Consider the following 21,815-nt stretch of genomic DNA (forward strand, 5'->3'; position numbering starts at 1 on the left):
TACCAGAGTATGCTCTCAAATTTTTAAATTTTTGTATCAAAATCAAACGTTATCCATTTATCTTATACATTTCAATCTTTTAGCAAGACTTGAACTCAAACACCCGTCTGCAATACTTTAAGCAGATATTGGATGTCGATTTAATGGTTACTAACTTGATGATTGATCGTAGCTACATTACATAGACATCATCCCAATTTTTCTTTTGCATTGAGAAGTTTTTGGTGAGACAACTGGCTAAGTTATCTCTATTGTTAGATTTCTGCTTTTTGACTCAATATAGAAATATGAACTTATTAGTAATTAACAAAATATATAAAATTATTGAAACAGCTGAATTAATCTATTTCCCTTTGGGAGACAAGAAAACAAATCAATCAGAAACATTTGTAGACAAATTGTCTAATTATTTAGAAGATTTTCAGATTACAGGAAGATGTTCAGTAAACATCTTACAGAAATACATTAACGAATTCTCCCAAGAAGAAAAAGCAGAGGTAATAGCTCTCATGTGGCTTGGTCGAGGTGCATCAAGCGAACAACCAGAAAACTTCACCAATTTGCTTACTTTGGCAGTAGAGCTTATACCTCAAAATTATGCAACCAGTTATATTATCGAAAAACCCCTTTTAGCGAAATATCTGCGAGATGGGCTTCAAAAACTAGATACTTGGACTTCTTCTTTCTCCTGAAAAATCGTCAATATATGAGGCTGACATTGCTTGACGAGTGCAATGATGTCTCTGGCTTCTTCCTCATATAAGTCTTCGACATATCCACTTCTAGAAAGTTGTGCCTCTTTTTCACTATCAAAAGGGCCAAAGTAATAAGTACAGCGTGGTACAGTAGTGTTGATTTCTACCCACCAGGCAAACTCTGATTGATTAGATTGAAATAAATTCATGAGGGATACCAATGATTAATTTAACTTGATTAAAGATATTCTCGATCTTGTTTTTTACACTGGCATTTCTTGATAGCAGTAGCTACAACGCCAGTAAGCTCCCCCTGAACTCACGTGACGGAGAACAGCAAAGACAAGTATACTTTGCCTTCATAGATTGACTTATTTCTGTAGATATATGATTTTGGCTGGAACCAGTAATCAAATTATTTTGATTCGTGAATAAATGTTTCATTTTCAACGTCTCAAATTTTAAATAAATTTAGCTGAGGTTATTTTTATTGATAGGGCAACTTTGAAGATGAATAATATTGCCATCTAAAATTGACTAAGAGGATGAATGAACAAGTCCTCTTCTTGGTAGCAAAACATTCTAGATCCCCCTAAATCCCCCGATAAATTGGGGGACTTTGACTCCGGTTCCCCCTTTTTTAAGGGGAGCCAGCGCGGTCTTGGGGTCTCCCCAAGTGGAGCGACTGGCGTGGGTTAGGGGGGATCTAAAAGTGTTTAAAGTCACAGCGAAATACTTTTCAAACAACCTCTTAGAGTAAAAAAAGTAATAATCGCACTTCATTTCAGAAGGTCTGTTCGCGCAGCATCTCGTGAGAGAGCAACTGCTTAAAAGGTAAGGAAAAAGAAATAAATATTTATTTCGAGATGCGTAGCGCACATTTAATGCGTCTTTACTTCAATCCCCTAGATTTATCTCTCTTGGTTACTCAGCACTCAGCACTCCTGAACAGATGTCTATTATTTACGAGGAACCAACAATGATGTGGATGACACCGTTATCATCAGCAGCATTGGATTTTGAGGCTGTGAATTATAATCTGCATTAAAACTATTGAAAGGGTCAATTTTAAAACTTGAACCTTCCACCGGCTTTATGGGCATAACCTTACCAGAAACTACATGATACGTCAGGAGTTCTTGGATCTTATTAATATTGTCAAGCAATGTCTCTACAGTACCTGCTGGAAGCTTTGCAAATGCTTGCTCTGTAGATGCAGAGGCGATAAACGAGTCAACCTCTTTTAGAGTATCAATGAGATTGGCAGCCTTGATTGCATCAACCAGGGTGCTAAAAGAACCAGCATTAACGGCACGATCAATAATATCAGCCATTTATTTCACTTAGTTGTGTATAATTTTGCTAATTATTTTTAGCATGACATCCTAGTGTTAGAAATCATGTTTGAGCAAGGGGTTGATTAGCGTATAAATTGTATTAAATCAGCTAAAAAAAATTAAATAATTAAAATATGGCAGAGTTTAAGATTTAGGAGTCAATGGAAAAATCTTGTTAGCGGCAATCCAAGATTTTTTATCAGGTTTGTGGTGCATTACAGAATCTGTAATAGACTATACATTATTTTGAGTTGTTTGCGTCTATCTACTTATATCTAATCTGCTCAATTACCCACAGGACTTACACAATATTTGATTTCTGAACAAAATTAGGTATTTGTAGGGGAGCCAGTGCGTTGCGGAGTTTCCCTCCGTTGTAGCAACTGGCGTTGTGTTAGAACGCAGTTCGTAACGCACCCTACAATACCTAATTTTGTTCTATATGTAGAGGTTTTAGTTATTTCAATTTTTCAAAACTACATGGAAGGAATTTAAATACCCAGTAATAGTTTTAGCTAATGTCTTATGCTGTTTTTTTGTAGTTATCGCCATTACTTGATATAGTCTTCCTTGGGCAATATACATTCTATTTATAGTGATTTTACCTCCAGAATTTATGTACTCAATTTCCTTACCAGGATGATTATTAGAACTACGAATATTTCGTTGACTGATTAGATTACTTTTCGTAGTCTTTAAAGCCATATCTCGTGCATTATTAAGTACAGCTTGGGGGTCAGTTATTTGACCATAACTATAAGGAAAATCATTGTAAGCAACTATATAAGCTACTTCCTGTTTTGGTGGTTGAGCAACAAATATTTGTAAGGCAATTTCCCCCATATAAGTTTTTTGGTATTCAGTATTTCTGTTGGGGCTTCCCGGCATCAAAATACTAAAGCGTCCATCTGGAGCGGTGTATAACTTCCATTGTGGCTGCACGGGTTTAGAGACAGTTGGTTTGACAACAGGTTTGACAGCCGCCGCCGGAGGTTTGGGTTGACGCGCTTCCACGATAAAAGAACCACCACAGACTAAGGTGGCGGCGATTAATGGCAACAGACTTTTAATTGTCATAAATTTTGCCTTTTGAGATCCCGATCTCACTGATGATGCTAGCTGTTATAACCTAGCAGCACATAAAGCAGCACCTATTAGCCCTACTTGCGGGTTGAGGATAACATACACGGGGATCTCTTCTAGGAGGCGGCGCATCCTGCCTTTTTGGGTGAAGTTTAATAAGAAACCGCTATTTTGGATTAAGGGCAAAATTTTGGGCGCAATTCCACCAGCGATGTATAAGCCACCATAAGGTAGAAGTTTCAAGGCGAGATTACCGGCTTCTGCACCATAAGCGTCTATAAATAATTGCAAGGTTTGTTCGCAAAGGCGATCGCTACCTTGCAATGCAGCTGTACCAATAGCAGCACCAGGATCGACACTTTTCTCTTCTTGTCCAACTTCTTGTTCCCAAGTTCTGACTATTTGGGCGATATCTGGTGATTCGGTGGCAAATTTGCGATCGCGCAAAAATTGGTAAATTGCCACAATTCCCATTCCAGAAACGACTCGTTCTACAGAAATGCGCTGGATATCATGTTTACCCAGCAGGTATTTCAACAGTTGAAACTCGATTTCGTTCCGAGGGGCAAAGTCAGCATGTCCACCTTCTGAGGGAAAGACTTGATATTGGTTTCCCTGTCTAATTAAAAATCCTTGCCCTAAGCCAGTACCAGCACCAATAATCGCAATTGGGGCATCCTCTGCGGATTTACCAACCTGCAACGTCAGCAAGTCTTGTTTTTGTAAACCTAAAATACCATAGCCAACGGCGGCGAAGTCGTTAATTAAAGAAATATGCGGGATACCCAACTCTTCTTGTAGACGTTCTGTATCCAAAAACCAGACTAAATTGGTTAGCTTGGCAGTATTTTGGACAATTGGCCCTGCGATCGCAAAACAAGCTTTTTCTGGTATTGGTGTATTAGCTTTGACCAAAAAATTCTGCACTATAGGTACTAAATCGGGAAAATCAGCACTGTGGTAACTTTCCTGATAAATAGTATGTATTGCTGGTGAATCTGATGTTTCAACCAATCGCAGAATAGTTTTCGTACCGCCGATGTCTCCTGCTAGTAACAATGTCATAGAAATTATTCGCGAATTAATTACTTTTTTTGTAGGATATACTCAACGTAGCAGAAGCCATGAATGCAAATCTCTATCAGAGGTTTAAGCAAATCGAATAACTTCTTCGATATGGGTTAAATGGGAAGTATCTCCCTTTAGTTCTAATAACCATTCTGGATCTTCGCGTACCACTTTTACCAACGAACACAAAGAAGCTTTAACTTCTGTTTTGGCAATTTCCCCCACTAGCCCCATCGCTCCCCCCAACACAGATGCCCCATGTGCTACAAGCAAGATATCTTCTGGGAAGAACTCAGTAGCTAAACATCTAGCAGTTTGCCCAGAACGTTCTCGTACTTTTTCGTGAGTTTCAGGGTATTTGGCGGCGATACGCGAAGTATAGCTGGTGTCAATCCTGGGGAATAATTTTGCTAACGCTGGAGTTGAGAGTCTTTCGGGTTCTTCTGTCATCCAAGCTGGATTTAGCCATTCACTCAAACCTGTTTCCAATTTAATCGGCAAGTTGAGCATTTCTGCAACTGCATTTGCCGTTTGTACGGTTCGCAGGAAAGGGGAAGCGAAAATATGGCCAATATTTTCTTTTTTCAAACGTCTAGCTAACTGCTGTGCCTGTACCATGCCATCATCAGACAAGGGTGGATCGTAGCGTCGTTTGGCGGTGAGAAACCAATCCGGGTTTACGAAATCGAGGCGGTTGGCATGTCTTGCAATCCAGACTATTTGACTCATGGGTTTAATGATTCCGGTGAATAGAATTCGCCGCTAAACAAACAAATATATATATCTGCAAGGAGGGCTGCAAATATTAATATAAGACATTATTTGTAATAATTTGTAATAATATAAGTTATAAGTAAAACTTATTAAATATGTCAATGTAGCTTTTATTAAAGCCTTTTGAGCCATTTTTCTAAAGCTACCTCAACTAATCCATTTAGAGAATCATAGCGATCAAATTTATATGTATTAAGTCTTCCACCCCCGATAACAAGAGTAAATTCATTCTTTAGTATTCCCAAATCCAGATATGATTGATACGATTGCTTATAACTTCAACCATCCAAATAGTTCCCCTACAGTTAATTTATTAATTACCCTAAATAAGCTTTTTTAACTCGCTCATCACTAATTAATTCTGATGCTGCGCCTGTTAAGGTAATAGAACCAGCTTCCAAAACATAACCGCGATCGGCAATTTGCAGAGCTAGACTAGCATTTTGTTCAACTAACAGAATAGTCACGCCTGTAGCACGGAGATTTTCAATAATTGAGAAGATTTCCCGGACGATCGCAGGGGCTAAACCTAAGCTAGGCTCGTCTAAAAGTAAGAGTTGTGGTTTACTCATGACAGCCCGTGCGATCGCTAACATTTGTTGTTCACCACCGCTCAGAGTTCCTGCTAGTTGATTGCGTCTTTGTGACAAACGTGGAAATAGCTCAAATTGCCGCTGAATATCTGCTTTTATCTCCGCTTTATTGGAGCGAATATAAGCACCTAAAAGTAAATTATCAAATACTGTTTGTCGTGCTAATACTCTTCGTCCTTCAGGACAATGGGCAATACCAAGTTGTACAACTTCGTGAGTTTGGCGGCGGGTAATATTATGTCCGTCATAGATAATTACGCCACTTTTAGGATTAACTACTTTAGATATGGCCCGGAGTGTAGTAGTTTTACCAGCACCGTTAGCACCAATTAGAGTAACTACCTCGCCTTTTTTAATAATTAAATTAATCTTTTTTAGAGCTTGAATACCAGCATAGTTTACATCCAGTTCTTGAAGTTCTAGAATTGTATAGTCTGGTTTACTATCGGATTTCATCGGTGGTTTCCATCCTGAAATATTGATTTAAAACCTAAGATACATCAATCATTATAATTCGTAATTCGTAATTAAATAGGGGCTAATGTCCTCGTTTATAGAAATTGTTTAAATATATCTTAAAACAGTGCGTAGGCCTAGGGCATGTTTTCAAACTACTCGTTTAGCCTCCTAACTTTTTAGATCCCCCTAAATCCCCCTTAAAAAAGGGGACTTTAAGAGACTCTTTGCCCCCTTTTTTAAGGGGGGTTGGGGGGATCTAAGACTTTGAAAACACGCCCTAGCCCATTGTAGACAATTGCTTCAAGTTAAAAATCAACGCCAGAATATTGCAATCTTTATGATGTACCATTAATTACTGATAAAGATATTAAGCGTACTGTGGCAAAAGCAGCAGATATTGGTAGCAAACGATTAATTAATTTAGCTCCCGATGCATGGGTACAGTGGGTGACACAACTTCCTGAAGTTGTGGCTAAAGAAATTATCGGTTCTGAGTTTCAGTGGATTAGCCGGGAAACAGATGTGTTGGTGAAGGCATACAGTCCTACTCACGGAGATTTTCTAGTACTAAATGAACTACAACTGCGTTACACAACACATATGCCTCTACGCATGAGAGCATACACAGCTTTGGCACAAGAACGCTACCGATTGCCAACTTACCCAGTCCTCATTAACATTTTGCCGCCTCCATCCACCTTAACTATTGTCAGTAGTTACGAGAACTATTGTCAGTAGTTACGAGCAGGAATTTCTGGGATTACGTGCCATCCAAGATTATCGCGTAATTAATTTGTGGGAAATCGATGCTGAAATAGTGTTTGAGCAACCACTACCATCATTATTACCCTTTGTGCCAATCCTGCGAGGAGGGGGAGAGGTATTAGTTGTGCAACGCGCATTACAGGCGCTACAAGCAGACCCACAGTTGAACCAATTAGAATCATTGCTAGCATTTTTTGCTAGCTTTGTCTTAGACACGCCTTTAGTGCAACAAATCATGAGGTGGGATATGGCAGTATTGCGAGAATCGCCTTGGTATCAGGAAATTCTCAACGAAGGTGAGGAACGCGGTCTTCAGCAAGGTCTTCAGCAAGGTCTTCAGCAAGGTCTTCAGCAGGGTGGACGACAGCAGTTAATTCGAGTATTGCGACGACGTTTTGGCGAAATTCCTCATGAAGTAGAAGCAAGGCTTGAGAGCGAAAGTGTGGAACAATTAGAAAATTTAATGGATAGCGCGATCGCAGTGAATTCTTTAGACGAATTCGTGCAAATTTTGTTTACATGAATTCCACTTTGTTTTAGAGAATACGCTCGTTCAAGAAATCATGAGGTGAGATATGTCTGTACTACGTGAATCACCTTGGTATCAAGAAATTTTACGCGAAGGAGAAGCACGCGGGGAACTGCAAGGAATACTTTCTGCGATTGAAATTAATTTAGAGTTGAAATTTAGCGATCGCAGCTTACAATTAATGCCAGAAATTAACCAAATTCAGGATTTGGAGCGTTTGAAGACAATTTTACGAAATATTGTCACTGCAAATACTATTGAGGAATTGCAACAGATTTTGTAATTCTCAAGTTATTTATTACTCATTACCCAAATAAGCTTCAATTACAGCCGGATCGTTTCTAACTATAGATGGTTCACCCAAAGCAATCAACTGTCCAAAATCTAACACGGCAATGCGATCGCACAAACCCATAACTAAGGGTACATGGTGTTCAATCAAGACAATCGTCAAATTCAACTCTTGTCGCAGACTGCGGATAAATTCACTGAGTTGCTGCTTTTCGTTGGGGTTCATCCCCGCCGCCGGTTCATCAAGAAGTAAAATCTGCGGTTCTAGGGCTAAAGCGCGGGCAATTTCTAGCCGACGCTGATCGCCGTAAGCAAAGTTTTTGGCTTTTTCGTCAGTGCGATCGCCCAATCCCACCATCTCCAACAATTGCAGAGCTTTTCGCCTACTCTTCTTCTCTTCCCGACGGGCTGGTGGTAATCCCAAAAGTCCTGTTAATAGATTACTTTTATTATGCAAATGTCGCCCAATTATTACATTTTCTAACGCTGACAACTCACCAAATAAACGAATATTTTGAAAAGTCCGAGCGATACCTAAACCTGCAATTTGATGCGGACGTAGCTGGGAAATATTACCACCTTGATAGTATAATTCCCCACTAGAAAGGGGAATAAAAGCTGTAATCAAATTAAACAGTGTTGTTTTCCCCGCGCCATTAGGGCCAATTAATCCAAAAATCTCATGTTGATTGACTGTAAAAGATACATTATTCACCGCTACTAAACCCCCAAAACGGCGAGTCAGTGATTTGGCTTCTAAAACAATGTTATTTGTCATTGCGCTGCGGCTTTAATCAAATCGGCTGCTTTTTCACCAATCATAATTATCGGTGCATTAATATTTTCGATAATAATCATATTTAGCCTTCATAATATTATGTTTATTAATTTGTCTGTTTTGAGGTTTTAAAAATTAACTTTATCAATTGATTTTTAACTTTTTTCAAAATATCTGGAGTGACAAATCCTTGGGGAAAAAATATAGTTCCTAAGACTATTAATATACCATAAATAATTAATCTACCATCTCGGAAGAATTGTGCTAACCAATTCGGTAAAATCCCTATATCGGCTATTCTTCGTAAGACAATTTCTAATAAAACTTTCAATACAATCGCACCGACAACCGAACCTAAAAAAGTTCTAGAACCACCAATTAGTACAATCGTCAAATAGGTAATACTAGCATCAAAAGTACCTTGTCGCGCATTCCAAGTATTGAGAAAATGAGCGCTGATTACCCCGACAATTCCGGCAATAATTGCTCCGAGAGTAAAAGCTAAAACTTTGTAGTAGGTGGGGTTAATTCCCATTGCACTGGCGGCTAATTCATCTTCGCGGATGGCGATGAATGCTCTACCTGTGCGAATCCGTTCTAAACGATAAAATAATACCATACTAACTAATAGTAATGGTACGGCAATCCATAAATATTCAATTTGGCTTTGGAATGGTTGAGGAATACCAAAAATACCGACAGCACCGCCTGTAATATCTAGATTTAAGGATACAACTCGCAATACTTCTACAAAAGCAATAGTTGCGATCGCTAAGTAAATTCCTCGCAACCGCAATGCCGGAATTCCCACTATTACAGCTAATATACCGGAGATTAAACCAGCTATCAACATCTCCAATAAAAGTAATGGAATCGGAAATAAGTTATTACTAGATGGGAAAACTTTTGTAGATAAAATTGCTGCAATATATCCACCTAAAGCATAAAATCCAGGACTAGCTAAAGACAATTGTCCAGCCATTAAGGGTAAGTAAAGCGATAATCCTAATAAAGCCTCCAATACCATGTAGACTATTGGTGATTCATAAGTAGAGAAAAATTCAGACATTATAAAATATTTTGATTAAGCTATCATTTTTATCAATTTTTAAGCTGTTAATATTTGCTCTGCTGTCAGCGCCAACTCAGGAAAAGTTTGTGACACAATTCGTTCTGAACCTCTAAAATGTGTACGTTGGTATTTACCCTCAGCATCTAATAGAAAAACAAACACAGTTGGAACTTTGGGATTTCCTAGATCCTCTCTTAATCCAATTGCTAAATAATCTACAATCCAATATTCTGTAATACCTAAACGTTGATATTCATCCAATTTATCAATGTAGTCATCTTCCCAATTAGTTGATGTCACCTCTATAGCTAACTGGATGGGTTCTTCCGATGCAGAATAAGCAGAACGATTTGAACGCCATACATCTTTATCTATCACACTAACATCAGGCTTGCGTCCTTGTTCTATTCCATTGGCAGTTATAGTTCTAAAGACTGCTGTGTTATTAACTACATAATTTAGGTTTAGTCGTCTAATTTCATCATTGAAACCAAACAACATAAAATTAGCGACATCATCATGATTTCTTGTTGCACGCACTTCTACAATTTCTCCATCCACAAGTTCATATAAACCTTCCTCTGGACACTGTTCCAAAAAATCATCAAAAGTTAATTTTTGTTTAATAGATGTTTTCATAGCGCTACGTCTTTTTTTAAACTTTCTGAATAAACCGTCGTCCTAGCAAACCTTGGGGTCTAACTAACAACATGATAAATAATATTCCATAAGCTACAGCGTCCTTGTAACCGGAATATTCGGCTGGAACAAAAGCTTCAACTAATCCAATTACTAAGCCTCCTAGCACCGCACCGGGAATGCTACCTAAACCACCTAAAACAATTACCGCTAAACCCCGTAAACCAAAAGCAATGCCGAAATATGGCCCAGCAATACTAACACTGGAGGCGACTAAAGTTCCTGCTAATCCTGCTAAGAAACTGCTGATGAAGAATGTTAAGATGATAAAGCGATCGCTATTAATGCCTAACAAACTAGCTGTAGTCGGATCTTCTGCGATCGCTTGCATTGCCTTACCATATTTAGTCCGATTGATAAAATAGGTAAGAATTGCCACAATCACCACTGATACAGTAAAAATTACCACCTGAACACTGCGAATCGGAATTGGATTTTCTGAACTACCAAAGTTAATTGCAGGTGGCAAATTTCCGTAAGTATCTGCGGGGTATGTGTAACTTTCTGCCCCTACTAAATACTGAATTAAATTCACAATTACCACTGCTACCCCCAAACTGGAAACAACAGTTAATAAGGGATCAGATCCTTGACGGCGCAAAGGTTGAAAAGCAATCCGTTCCATTAATACCCCTACTAATCCCGCCAAGGTACTTCCTAAAATCAAGGCTATAGCAAATGGTAATTTTATCGGTAAGGCTGCATTAGCCAACAAGCCATTAAATCCAAAGTTACCACCTATAAGTGCATAAGTAAAATATGCACCCAAAGTAAAAATTGCCCCATGAGCTAAATTAATGATGCCCAAAATGGAATAAACCAAGGTATATCCTAATGCAAAAATTGCATAAACGCTACCAATGGATAACCCATTTAATAATTGCTGCAAAAACAGATTGATATTCATGTAGCAACTATTTTAGAAATGTGAATTTACCTTGACTCCCGTCTTTCGCCATCTTGATTTGGGCAACATAGAAATCTTTTTGCACAACTTCACCTATGGGAGTAAAACCAATTTCACCCAGTGGTGTATTGTATGTTCCGATAAGTATCTGTTTGTTTAATTCTGTCCGCAATTCTGGTAGCTGTAATTTGTTGACTTTGCTCTTTTTATCTAAAGCTTGCAGCGCTTCGACATAAACCTGTACTGCTGCAAAAGCTTGGGCGCTAAATTGGGGTGGCTCTTTTTTGTATTCCTCAGCATAGGCTTTCCGAAATGCCGCGTTAATTTCACCTGGATGTTCTGGACTGTAAGCTTGAGCAATCAATACGCCATCACAAAGTGCTTTACAAACTGGTAATATATTTGATGTATTTAGACCATTACCACCGACGATTAAGCCTTTATAACCCAGTTCCCGCAATTGTCGCACCAAATTACCACCATCAGCAGCCAAACCAGAAATAATGACCAAATCTGGTTTGAGATTAATGGCATTGGTAGCTTGGCTTTGAAAATCTGTATCACTGGTTTGGAATTTTTGGACTGTTACTAATTCCAACCCTTGATCCTTAACTGTTTGTTGAAATATTTCCGTTTCTGACTTGCTAAATGCATCATTTTGAGCATAGAAAACCGCGACTTTTTTAAGTTGGGGATTTTGCTTAAGTGCCGCTTTCACAGAATTAGGTGCAACAATAGAAACTGGTGCAGAAACACGAGCAATGTAATCACCAATTTCGGGAATGCCTTTAGCAGTATTCGATGGCCCAATAATTGGTACTTTTGCCCGCTCACCAACGGGATCAGCACTAAAGGCTTGCTGTGATAAAGTTGGCCCGACAATCCCAATAACTTTATCTTTATTAATTAAAGTTTGAAAAGCGTTAATTGCCCCTGCTTCATCACCGCTAGTATCTTGAAATACTAATTTAATTGGTGTGCCATTAACACCACCTTTACTATTGAAATACTTTTCGGCAAGTTTGGCTCCAACAACTTGCTCTTGACCGAGTAATGCAACATTGCTAGTTTGAGCAACAGCAATACCGATGGGAATAGCACCCGATACTGTACCCGTTGTGGTTGCGCTATCAGTTGCAGTGTTATTGGTGGTACTACTTGGAGAACTTGTCACAGTGCTACCGCCACCGCCACAGCCTGTTAGTAGCAAAGCGCAAGTTGATAATAATGCTGTTGTTCGAGCGATCGCATTGTTCATCGTTAAATAATCATGTAGTTATTAGATATTCAGCAAAAGTTAATAGTAATCTTCATAATCTGCAAACCAAATGATGCAGATTTACACTTTCGCCCGAATTCTATTAAATCATTCTTATTTGACCATGCAAAGACAAATATTCAAAGTGCTTCTAAATACAAATTATTGTAATTAGTGATGATTTTATCATTCCCCATCAGTTTAGTTGATTACTCAGTCAGGGCTTTTAAACTCCTTTTTCGCTACTAAGTAATCCTTTGGGTTCGTAGTGACGACAACCGTTACATGGGCCGTCTGGGTTGACAGCACAACGCATATAGCCAGATCGGGCATTAAATTTGCAGCTGATATCGCCAATTAGATAACCCACCCCTTCTAAATAATAGCGATCGCCTTCAACTGCTCTAACATTTTGCCGTCCCTGCACCTCTGAAAAATTCATGGCTGCTTGTCTCAACCGTAAACGCGATCGCGCATGGGTTTTGCGGATCGCCCACAGGGAAATCAGGGACGGTAAAAAACCAACGGCAATTACTAAAAGTGTCTTTAACACCTTCTTTTTACCTCTTCTGGGCGCTGATTGATTGTCCCTGATGTTGCACCCTGGTTTTACGGAAGTGCAAATATTAGGGCAGTTGTGCCTAATTGCAACTATAGTTGGTGGCAATTAGCAATGGCAGTGTGGTATCTAGCAATTTTAACGAAGAAGTTCCTTCTGCCACTTCAATCAGCATAACTGTTACAACCCCAGGCGGTAACTGCCGTTGAATGTTGATAATTTTAAGATTTGTTGACTAAGACTTTTTTGCAAAATTGTCCTGTGTGAGTCTTCGTCCCACCCTTGTTTTTTCTATGCCGCTGTGATGCTAATCTTTTTTTTGTTTGCTGCCGAAGTTGCTGTGCTAGCAGTGCAGCTTCTCTTTCGGCTCGGAATAAATCAACTCTTCGCGTTGTCAAAATAAATGATTCGTCAGCCTTTCGTTTCACCCAAGGGACGCTAACTGCGAAATACTGACAAATATTTGCGTCTACTTCTTTTTTCAAGAGTGGATAACGTTTTTGAGTATTGAGTGTGTTAGCGATCGCTTTTAACTCTAATATCGCTGCTTCTAACTCTCCCGCCATCCAGTTGATCCGTTCAACTTGTGCTATTAAACGCTCCCGTTCACTGATGATTTTTTCCTGTTGGGGTTGCAGTGGCGCTATGGCAGTAGTTACAGATGTATGCTGCAAAAGCGAAACTTTGAGCAAAATTGGCTTTTTGTGCGTGTCTGGGATTTTTTTCATACTACCTCAAGTAAGGCTAGCTGACTTTTAAGGCATTTTAGCAGAAAATAGTATATTTGTACTATATAATTGATACATATAGCAATCCTGAGTCAAACGCACAGAAATAAGACCCCCGACTTCTTTAAGAAGTTAGGGATCTCAGTAAAGGGACTTAACTATCTTTTAAATCTACTAGTGAACCCCGACGAAACCGGCTTGTTCAATAGCTTTTTGCCCTTGGTCAGTTAATAAAAGTTTGGTATATGCATACCCAATCTGCTCTTCCCGACCTTTATTCTGCTTAATAATCACAAACAAGTTAGCGATAATCGGATAACTGCCATCTTTGATAGCCTGAGTATTTAGCTGGTTGCGCTGACGTGGACATTGCTCAGGCGATATCATCGGTTCACGGTAGGGGGTAATTAGCTGACCAGAATTCTGACCCAAGGGCAAAGCTTTCACACTACATTGAGGAACTACTGAACGGGCAGAAGCATAATACACAGCACCAGGGATTTTACTGAGTTGGCGCACTGCTTCTGTAGTAGAGTAGACATATTGTACATTAGAGCCAAGTGCTTGCCCCTTCAAGTCGCTGTTGCTAGAGAATATGACTGTATCTGCGTCTTCTGGTCGTTGAGACAAAGGTGTAATGGGTAGATTTGGCCCACCTACTTGATTCCAGTTAGTAATTCGCCCTAAATAAATTTGCCGCAATTGATCGACAGTTAAACCTGATACCTTCAGGGATGGGTTAACTACCACTGCTATCCCATCCATACCCACCTGACGTTGCTCAAGGCTGAAGCCTCGTTCTTTGGCAATAGCTTGTTCTTCATCTGTAAGAGGACGGGAGGACTGAGCAAAGTCTAGTTTCCCATCAAGCAACATCCGAATACCTGAGCTAGAACCAGGGCTACTATTAACAGGATCTACATAGCGTAATTGTAGTTCCGGGCGATCGCTTTGGATCTGAGAATCTACTAATTGCCGAATAGATGCCCAAGCTGTACTACCTCCGTAGTTAAACGCAGCATTGGGGACATCAGTAACGGTCTTAAAATTCGATGCAGTACTGGAGACTCTGTTGAAACTTTGATTAGAGGAAGAATCAACGCTACTGCGGGACGATAAATTCGGTTTCAGTAACCACCATAACAGTCCGCCAATAACCATAAGTGTCAGTACTTTACCAATAATCAAACCTCTGAGAAAGAGGGCGATTTCGCTGTTAATTAAAGCTTTTTTGTGATTTGTATTGTCCATATTTTTAAATGTTGTTTATTGTATGTATATTACATGAATATCTAAGTATTTCTCCTTGAATAATCTTTAGATTATTCAGGTTAAAAGTAAACATAACAATAGCTAGTTAATAAGTGTTTTTATGATTGCTCCTAGATGATTAACTCTTTTTCATATAGTGAGATTCATTTTGCTTTTTTAGTAGTATTTACAATGGGGCAATTGCTTTTACACACTTCTCTATTAAGTAGGTGATTTGATTACTAGGCTATTAGTATTATTTAACTGTGAGCCAACAAATCTTTCTATCAAGTTCTTTAGTTGAGTAGGTTGGTTTGGAAAGGATGTACCCGTACTGACAAATGTATAGATTAAAACCATTATTATCAAACTAGTGGTAGCACCAAGACCTATCCCCAGCAGCAAAGTAAAGTTTTTATAGGTTAGCAAATCGCTATGATCAGTATTTTGCTTGATGTCAGCAGATTGTGAAGACTGTGACAACGCTAGATTTGAATTAAGTGCTTGCAAAGCTTCTGTAGCAGATTGATAACGCTGGTTATAGCGATCGCGAACCATTGTATCTAAAATATCTGCTACAGCATCACTTACCTCTGCCTGTTCGCGCCAGACAACTTCTCCAGTATTGGGATCTTCTGGTAGCTGTTCAGGTATTACACCTGTCAAAGCTTGAATGCCAATCATCCCTACTGCATAGATATCGCTGCAAAGTTTTGGCTTTCCTTTAGCCTGTTCGCCTGGCATATAACCAGGAGTTCCAACAGAAATTGTTAAGCCTCCTCCTAAAGCACCAATTTTCTTAATGCTCCCAAAGTCAATTAACACAATTTTTCGATCGGAGTGCCGCCGCATTAAATTTTGAGGCTTAATATCCCGATGTATAATATTGTGTTGGTGGACAAATGCCAGCACTTCTAGGATGTCTCTTAATAAATTTAAGACTGCATTCTCACTAAGACGCTCACCTGGTGTAATTTCTTGAGTTAAGGCATGACCGTCAATAAACTCCTGGACTAAATAGAAATCTCCATCTTCATCAAAATGGGCAAACAGTCTAGGAATTTGATCGTGATCGTTGCCTAGTTGGTATAAAACTTCCGCTTCTCGATCGAATAGGCTTTTAGCAATGGGTAAAACAGCCGGATTGGGATCTTTTGGGTGGAAATGTTTGACGACACAATGGGGTTGTCCTGGTAAATCTAAGTCTACGGCTAAGTATGTGTCACCAGATCCTCCGCTTCCTAATTGTTTAACAATTTCAAAGCGATTCCGAAGTGTTTTTCTAGCGAAGGAGTATTTATTCCTGTTACCTATAGAACCTGTTAACAAGTAAGTATTTCCAGATTCTCCGCTTCCCAGCAGTTTGACAGTCTCAAAGCGACTTCGGATTGTTTTTCTGACTAAAGGGTTCTGGCTCATGTGGCGTATACTACTTGTTAATTTACTGACCATTTAGAGCTTGAGTGAGGCTATGAATACCAGCCACTAGATTTGTTGGTATTTGCAGCAATTGGGTTTTTAAACAGGTTAATTACCCTTCCTGTTGCCATCATTCTACCACTTAAAGGTGTCCTGCCCTGAGCTTGCCGAAGGGACGGGGTTTTAGACCCAAAATTTCGATAAAATTTATTTTTTGAATAAATCAATACTTGGATGCAATCGTCATCACCCGCTCACAATCGCCACTTTATGAGTACATGGAAGGTGGGGACTTCCGCGTACTGTTAATAAAAAAGCCCCCTATTGGGGGCAGATTATAAGTTGTTCGCGTGGAGTAAACAACTAAATAATTAATACTCACAGTAGATACAGTAATCCGAACAAAATAATCCAAATCACGTCCACGAAGTGCCAGTAGATTTCGGCTGCTTCAATACCAAAGTGCTTTTCGCTACTATAGTGACCCGGAAGGCGCGATCGCCACAACACAGCAACAATTGCTAAAACCCCAATAGTAACGTGCAATCCGTGGAAACCAGTCAAAACGTAAAATGCACTGGCAAATAAATTGGTAGTTAAACCAAATTCTAAATGGGTATATTCATATACTTGACCCACCAAGAAAGTAGCGCCCATGAGAGCGGTAATTGCTAACCAGATTCGCGCACCCCGTGCATCGTTCTTTTTAATAGCAGTGTCAGCATTGTGCATGACAAAACTACTCGAAATTAGATTGATGGTGTTCACTCCAGGTAACAATAGTTCTAATTCTGGAGTCCCTGCTGGCGGCCACACAGGTAAGGTAGCACGGAAAGCTAAGTAGGCTCCAAACAGCCCCATAAAAATCATCCCTTCAGCAATCAGGAAGACATATAGCCCAAACAGGCGATGATCTGGATGTTCTTCGTGATGACCGACAGACGCTTCCGCCGCGTGGTGATGATTGAGTTCGGTTTTAGCTGGGTCAATAGTTTGACTTTGCATGAATTTTGATTAAGTGGGGAATTGGGCATTGGGTATAGGGGATTGGGCATTTAAAAAAGGTAGAGGGGCGGGGTGCTGCTCTTGCTGAGGGGAAAACTTTTCTCCCTTGCTCCCTGCTCCCTTGCTTCTTCGCCAGTCCCCTGTTTATTTCCGGTCTTCGGGATTAGCAGCAAAGGCTGGATCTGGTTCTGCTCTTAATACTGAGTTTGGCCCGCCAGACAAAATTGGATTGGGATCGGATAAAGGCACATCTTCGTTAGCCCTTTCCAAACCGTAGTCGTAGGGGCCTGTGGCCAGTACTGGGGTTCGATCAAAATTCTCGATCGCAGGTGGTGAGGTTGTCATCCACTCTAAGGTCAATGCTCTCCAGGGATTATTACCAGCCTTCTCGCCGTACAACCAACTCCAAATAGCATTGATGATGAAGGGAAATGTCGAAATCGCCAGTATGTAAGAACCATACGTACAAATTTCGTTCAATGTGGTGAATTTGGGGTCATATTGAGCGATCCGGCGATTCATGCCCATTAAACCCAGTTTGTGCATGGGTAAGAAGGTCATGTTTAAACCGACAATAGTCAAGGCAAAGTGAACCTTACCCCAAAATTCGTTTACCATCCGTCCCGTCATTTTCGGGAACCAATGGTAAATAGCTGCAAAAATTCCTAGCACGCTACCACCAAATAGGACATAGTGCAAGTGTGCCACCACAAAATAAGTGTCGTGGACGTGAATATCAAAGGGCACTGCTGCCAACATTACGCCACTGATGCCGCCAATTACAAAAGTGCCGACAAAGCCGATGGCGAACAACATAGCACTATTAAGCTGGATTTTTCCACCCCACATAGTTGCTAACCAGCTAAAAATTTTAATCCCTGTGGGTACGGCGATGATCATAGTGGTGATCATGAAAAACATCCGTAACCAGCCGGGGATACCACTGGTAAACATGTGGTGTGCCCAAACAATTAGCCCCAAAAAGCTGATAGCTAGAGATGAATAAGCGATCGCTTTATAGCCAAAAATCGGCTTCCGGGAATGGATGGGGATAATTTCTGAAATTGCTCCAAAGAAGGGCAAAATCATGATGTAAACCGCAGGGTGGGAGTAAAACCAGAACATGTGCTGGTATACTACAGGGTCTCCACCGCCAGTTGGGTTAAAAAATGTTGTTCCGGCAATTAAGTCAAAGGAAAGCAGAATCAAACCTGCCGCTAAAACTGGGGTTGATACCAAAACCAGTGAGGAAGTAGCGAACATCGCCCAGCAGAACAAGGGCATTTTGTGGATGTCCATACTGGGAATACGCATCTTCAGCAATGTCACCAGGAAATTTATCGACCCCAAAATTGAGGACGTACCTAGCAGCAGGACACTCATAATCCAAATGCCCTCACCCACTTGTCCTGTTACCAAACTCAGGGGAGGGTAGGAAGTCCAACCTGCATCTGGTGCATCACCTACTACTAAACTGGCGATGAGCAACACACCCGCAGGGGGAATCATCCAAAAGGCGACAGCATTCAGCCGAGGAAATGCCATATCTTTTGCCCCAATCATCAGGGGAATTAGATAGTTAGCAAATCCTGCCCCAGCTGGCACGATCCAAAGGAAAATCATGATCGTGGCGTGCAGCGTGAATAGACTGTTGTAGACTTCTGGGGTAACAAAATCTACCTCTGGAGTTCGCAGTTCTGTGCGAACCAAGTCAGCCATCACACCGCCAATGCAGTAGAAAATAAACGAAGTGACTAGGTATTGAATCCCAATCACCTTATGGTCGGTTTGAAAGCCAAAGAAGTCTTGCCATTTTCTAACCCCTGGTTCCTCAAGAAGGGCAGGGATATTGGCAGTTTCTTGCAACTGAGCTTGTGTCATAAGAGTGCTGAGTGCAAAGTGTTGAGTACTGAGTGACTAATGGTGAACTTGATGGAGGATTTCTGGTTTAATTCCCATGTCCTTGGTGTAAGGAGCAAGAAATTCGTTTGGGGATAGATTGGCAGGGTTAAGAGCAACAGCTTGATTGAGTGTTTCTTTGCTGGCAACTAGCTGTTCTTGCATCCATTTGTCAAAGGCTTCTTCTGACTCAACAACTACTGGCGCTCTCATTGCACCGTGGTAGGGGCCACAAAGTTCAGCACAAATCAGGACATAATCTCCTGCTTTTTTGGGGGTGAAGCGAATCTCGCTTTGCCTACCGGGGATCGCATCTTGTTTCAGGCGAAACTCTGGAACCCAAAAGGCATGGATGACATCGTTGGCTGTCATATTGATTCCCACTTCTCGCCCTATGGGGACGTGCATTTCACCTGTAGTTATACCAGTTTCAGGATAGGTGAAAATCCAGGCATATTGTAGACCTGTGACGTTCACCTGTAATTGTGCTGGTTTACCTGCCTTATCAGGAGTTCCCCCAATTGTGGGAGCAACACTACCGACACCTGGGGCATTCCGCAGTTGGGGAATTTGGTCAGCATTACGAACTTCTGCCGTAGCTGGATCTTCCATTGCCTCATCAGATTTTTCTTGATTGAGGTTGGGTTCGGTGCTGCCAGGAGTATCGTTTAAAGTTGCAGCCATAGCACTACCCGGCATTGCCATCGACTCCTGGTTCATCGGCGCTTGATGGATAGCATGGGGATCAAAGCCACCGATTTCGTTGTAAACATCAAAGCTGTAAACAGAAATGCCGATAACGATAATTGCTGGGATCGCCGTCCAGAGGATTTCTAGAGGTACATTACCCTCAACTGGCGGGCCATCTTCATTGTCACCTGCACGCCGACGGTATTTAAATGCAGAGTAAATCAAAATACCTTCGACTAACAGGAATATACCTGTAGAAACGATCATCATCGCGTTGAACAGACCATCCACCAAGACGGCTTCATCCGTGGCTGCTGCTGGCAACAGACCGTGATTTTGACCGTACCAAAGGCTGGCTAGGGTTAGCACGATGCCAATGAGTAATGTCCAGATTGAACTTGGAATCTTCACGGCTTACTTAATTGAATTTACTACGTTATCTTAAAGCTGCCCACTTACTAAGGTAGTCTAGGCTGGAAGGTATAGAGTCCAAAGGTCTGAAATTTTTATTAAGTTTTTTAACTATTTTACTAATTTTGGGTACAAGGTGACTAGCAGGAAAAAGCAGGTAAGTAGCTAGGCGCAAATAAATTAAAGTTTTGTAGTCGGGACTTTAGTCCTGGTAATCCTTGTTTTGAGCGATGAATCGCTCACTACGAACTAGGATTTTATTTTATGTTTAATTACGCCTACCTACTTACCTCCTGCCCGACGCTCTCTAGGAGACGCTAAAAGGAACGCGGACTCGCTATCTGCCCCTACCTCCTTCTCTCAGAGAAATTAGTATAAAAACTTAAGGAAAAATTTAGAATGTTTAAATTAATTGTCATCAATCAATTTTTCACATCTTGAAAAATACCTAAAGCTTCAGGCAAAACCTTTCTGGAGTGATTCAAAGTATAAGTGAGTGCTAATCTATAAACCCTTAGCCTATACGCTAGGGTGAAGATGGGACGCTAAAAGAAAATTGAAAATTTTAAGAGAGCCACCAAGAGCGGGCAGAAGGTATCATTCATGAGCGAATTTGTCCTACAACAACAAAATGAAGCGGCAGTTGAGCAGCAAAAGCCCAAAGAAATGATTCGGCGCTTGGTGTGGAAAATATGCATAGCCACCTTAATTTTGATGGCAATAGGCAGTGCCACCCGCGTGATGAATGCTGGACTTGCTTGCCCAGACTGGCCCTTATGCTATGGCGAACTCGTGCCAGCCAAGCAAATGAACCTCCAAGTATTTCTGGAGTGGTTTCACCGATTGGATGCAGCTTTAATTGGTTTAAGCGCGATCGCACTCTTCGGCTTATCCTGGTGGCATCGTCGTTTCTTACCCAGATGGCTGCCTTGGGCATCCACATTCGCCCTGTTTCTCATCGTCTTCCAAGGCATCTTGGGAGGACTCACTGTTACCGAACTGTTGCGGTTTGATATTGTTACCGCTCATTTAGGAACGGCACTGTTATTTTTTAGCACCCTCCTGATTATCGGCACGGCACTGACACCCTATCAGGGCAATGGAACTGTTGGTAAGTTGCCTTGGGTAGGTTTAACTGCTGCTGTTCTGGTTTACCTGCAAAGTCTCTTGGGTGCTTTGGTAGGCTCTCGCTGGGCGCTACACCAATGCCTGGGCGGTTCTCAACTTTGTACTGTAATGTACAGCCATATTGCTGGTTTGGTGCCGCCAACAGTGACAACCTTGGCAATGGTATTTATCTGTTGGCGGACACCAGCGCTACATCCAGCCTTGCGGCGACTAGCAAATATAGCTGGTGGTTTGTTGACCTTACAAATCATGTTGGGATTCGCCACCTTCAAATTACATCTCCAAGTCGAGCCTCTCACTGTCTCTCACCAAGCGATAGGGGCAGCTTTGCTGGGTACTTTGGTAGCTTTCACAGTTCTTGCACTGCGTGACTCAGTTAGTGCTGAGTAGGGAATGGGGCACTTGTACTGAGCGAAG

The 21,815-nt window shown here is 40.9% G+C and carries 20 protein-coding genes and 2 pseudogenes; 4 read left to right on the forward strand and 18 right to left on the reverse strand.

Annotated features, from left to right (window positions below; all coding sequences use genetic code 11):
* Nucleotides 1-287: 287 nt before the first annotated feature.
* The gene (locus GTQ43_RS21140) at nucleotides 288-692 is read left to right on the forward strand and encodes a DUF3775 domain-containing protein (protein WP_265274702.1); all 405 of its coding nucleotides are present in this window, start codon (nucleotides 288-290) and stop codon (nucleotides 690-692) included.
* On the opposite strand, the gene GTQ43_RS21145 is transcribed toward GTQ43_RS21140, so the two are convergent.
* The 6 genes and pseudogenes from GTQ43_RS21145 to GTQ43_RS21170 form a co-directional block, all read right to left on the reverse strand.
* Nucleotides 656-904, reverse strand: coding sequence for a DUF1816 domain-containing protein (locus tag GTQ43_RS21145; protein ID WP_265274703.1), 249 nt, complete (start codon nucleotides 902-904; stop codon nucleotides 656-658). The two genes, GTQ43_RS21140 and GTQ43_RS21145, sit on opposite strands and share 37 nt — an antisense overlap.
* Before the next feature lie 754 nt (nucleotides 905-1,658).
* A pseudogene (locus GTQ43_RS21150) lies at nucleotides 1,659-2,029 on the reverse strand (fasciclin domain-containing protein).
* A 465-nt stretch (nucleotides 2,030-2,494) separates the two neighbouring features.
* The gene (locus tag GTQ43_RS21155; protein ID WP_265274705.1) at nucleotides 2,495-3,109 is read right to left on the reverse strand and encodes a hypothetical protein; all 615 of its coding nucleotides are present in this window, start codon (nucleotides 3,107-3,109) and stop codon (nucleotides 2,495-2,497) included.
* 45 nt (nucleotides 3,110-3,154) lie between these two features.
* Complete coding sequence (locus GTQ43_RS21160) at nucleotides 3,155-4,180, reverse strand: glucokinase (protein ID WP_265274706.1); 1,026 nt, start codon at nucleotides 4,178-4,180, stop codon at nucleotides 3,155-3,157.
* 84 nt (nucleotides 4,181-4,264) lie between these two features.
* Nucleotides 4,265-4,912: a histidine phosphatase family protein gene (locus GTQ43_RS21165; RefSeq protein ID WP_265274707.1), complete on the reverse strand. Its 648-nt coding sequence runs from the start codon at nucleotides 4,910-4,912 to the stop codon at nucleotides 4,265-4,267.
* Between the two features lie 362 nt (nucleotides 4,913-5,274).
* Nucleotides 5,275-6,006, reverse strand: a complete 732-nt coding sequence (locus tag GTQ43_RS21170) for an ABC transporter ATP-binding protein (protein ID WP_265274708.1) — start codon at nucleotides 6,004-6,006, stop codon at nucleotides 5,275-5,277.
* Between the two features lie 381 nt (nucleotides 6,007-6,387).
* Between GTQ43_RS21170 and GTQ43_RS21175 the strand changes: the two are divergent.
* Together GTQ43_RS21175 and GTQ43_RS21180 are read left to right on the forward strand one after the other, a co-directional pair.
* A pseudogene (locus tag GTQ43_RS21175) lies at nucleotides 6,388-7,297 on the forward strand (Rpn family recombination-promoting nuclease/putative transposase).
* Nucleotides 7,298-7,349: 52 nt separating this feature from the next.
* Complete coding sequence (locus GTQ43_RS21180) at nucleotides 7,350-7,586, forward strand: hypothetical protein (protein ID WP_265274709.1); 237 nt, start codon at nucleotides 7,350-7,352, stop codon at nucleotides 7,584-7,586.
* Between the two features lie 15 nt (nucleotides 7,587-7,601).
* Here GTQ43_RS21180 and GTQ43_RS21185 read toward each other — a convergent pair whose 3' ends face one another.
* From GTQ43_RS21185 to GTQ43_RS21240, 12 genes are all read right to left on the reverse strand, one after another.
* Nucleotides 7,602-8,372, reverse strand: a complete 771-nt coding sequence (locus GTQ43_RS21185; protein ID WP_265274710.1) for an ABC transporter ATP-binding protein — start codon at nucleotides 8,370-8,372, stop codon at nucleotides 7,602-7,604.
* A gap of 106 nt (nucleotides 8,373-8,478) precedes the next feature.
* Nucleotides 8,479-9,441 (reverse strand): branched-chain amino acid ABC transporter permease, encoded by a 963-nt coding sequence (locus tag GTQ43_RS21190; RefSeq protein WP_265274711.1) that lies wholly within the window; start codon nucleotides 9,439-9,441, stop codon nucleotides 8,479-8,481.
* 39 nt (nucleotides 9,442-9,480) lie between these two features.
* A complete protein-coding gene (locus tag GTQ43_RS21195) occupies nucleotides 9,481-10,083 on the reverse strand; it encodes a Uma2 family endonuclease (RefSeq protein WP_265274712.1) in 603 nt (200 codons plus the stop codon).
* 16 nt (nucleotides 10,084-10,099) lie between these two features.
* Entirely contained in the window at nucleotides 10,100-11,050 is a 951-nt protein-coding gene (locus GTQ43_RS21200; protein ID WP_265274713.1) for a branched-chain amino acid ABC transporter permease, read from the reverse strand.
* 7 nt (nucleotides 11,051-11,057) lie between these two features.
* Nucleotides 11,058-12,308 carry an ABC transporter substrate-binding protein gene (locus tag GTQ43_RS21205; protein WP_265274714.1) on the reverse strand — a complete coding sequence of 417 codons (1,251 nt, stop codon included), beginning with the start codon at nucleotides 12,306-12,308 and terminating at the stop codon, nucleotides 11,058-11,060.
* A 226-nt stretch (nucleotides 12,309-12,534) separates the two neighbouring features.
* On the reverse strand, nucleotides 12,535-12,861 hold the full coding sequence (locus GTQ43_RS21210; RefSeq protein ID WP_265274715.1) for a DUF6464 family protein: 327 nt from the start codon (nucleotides 12,859-12,861) through the stop codon (nucleotides 12,535-12,537).
* A gap of 227 nt (nucleotides 12,862-13,088) precedes the next feature.
* Nucleotides 13,089-13,595, reverse strand: a complete 507-nt coding sequence (locus GTQ43_RS21215) for a hypothetical protein (protein WP_265274716.1) — start codon at nucleotides 13,593-13,595, stop codon at nucleotides 13,089-13,091.
* A 174-nt stretch (nucleotides 13,596-13,769) separates the two neighbouring features.
* Nucleotides 13,770-14,846, reverse strand: a complete 1,077-nt coding sequence (locus GTQ43_RS21220) for a PstS family phosphate ABC transporter substrate-binding protein (RefSeq protein WP_265274717.1) — start codon at nucleotides 14,844-14,846, stop codon at nucleotides 13,770-13,772.
* Between the two features lie 222 nt (nucleotides 14,847-15,068).
* Nucleotides 15,069-16,265, reverse strand: a complete 1,197-nt coding sequence (locus tag GTQ43_RS21225; RefSeq protein ID WP_265274718.1) for a serine/threonine-protein kinase — start codon at nucleotides 16,263-16,265, stop codon at nucleotides 15,069-15,071.
* A gap of 378 nt (nucleotides 16,266-16,643) precedes the next feature.
* Entirely contained in the window at nucleotides 16,644-17,270 is a 627-nt protein-coding gene (locus tag GTQ43_RS21230) for a heme-copper oxidase subunit III (RefSeq protein ID WP_265274719.1), read from the reverse strand.
* Nucleotides 17,271-17,414: 144 nt separating this feature from the next.
* A complete protein-coding gene (gene ctaD, locus GTQ43_RS21235; RefSeq protein ID WP_265274720.1) occupies nucleotides 17,415-19,151 on the reverse strand; it encodes a cytochrome c oxidase subunit I in 1,737 nt (578 codons plus the stop codon).
* A 36-nt stretch (nucleotides 19,152-19,187) separates the two neighbouring features.
* Nucleotides 19,188-20,270 (reverse strand): cytochrome c oxidase subunit II, encoded by a 1,083-nt coding sequence (locus tag GTQ43_RS21240; protein WP_265274721.1) that lies wholly within the window; start codon nucleotides 20,268-20,270, stop codon nucleotides 19,188-19,190.
* 603 nt (nucleotides 20,271-20,873) lie between these two features.
* Between GTQ43_RS21240 and GTQ43_RS21245 the strand changes: the two genes are divergently transcribed.
* Complete coding sequence (locus tag GTQ43_RS21245; protein WP_265274722.1) at nucleotides 20,874-21,788, forward strand: COX15/CtaA family protein; 915 nt, start codon at nucleotides 20,874-20,876, stop codon at nucleotides 21,786-21,788.
* Nucleotides 21,789-21,815 lie beyond the last annotated feature (27 nt).

This window comes from Nostoc sp. KVJ3, assembly GCF_026127265.1.
GTDB lineage: Bacteria > Cyanobacteriota > Cyanobacteriia > Cyanobacteriales > Nostocaceae > Nostoc.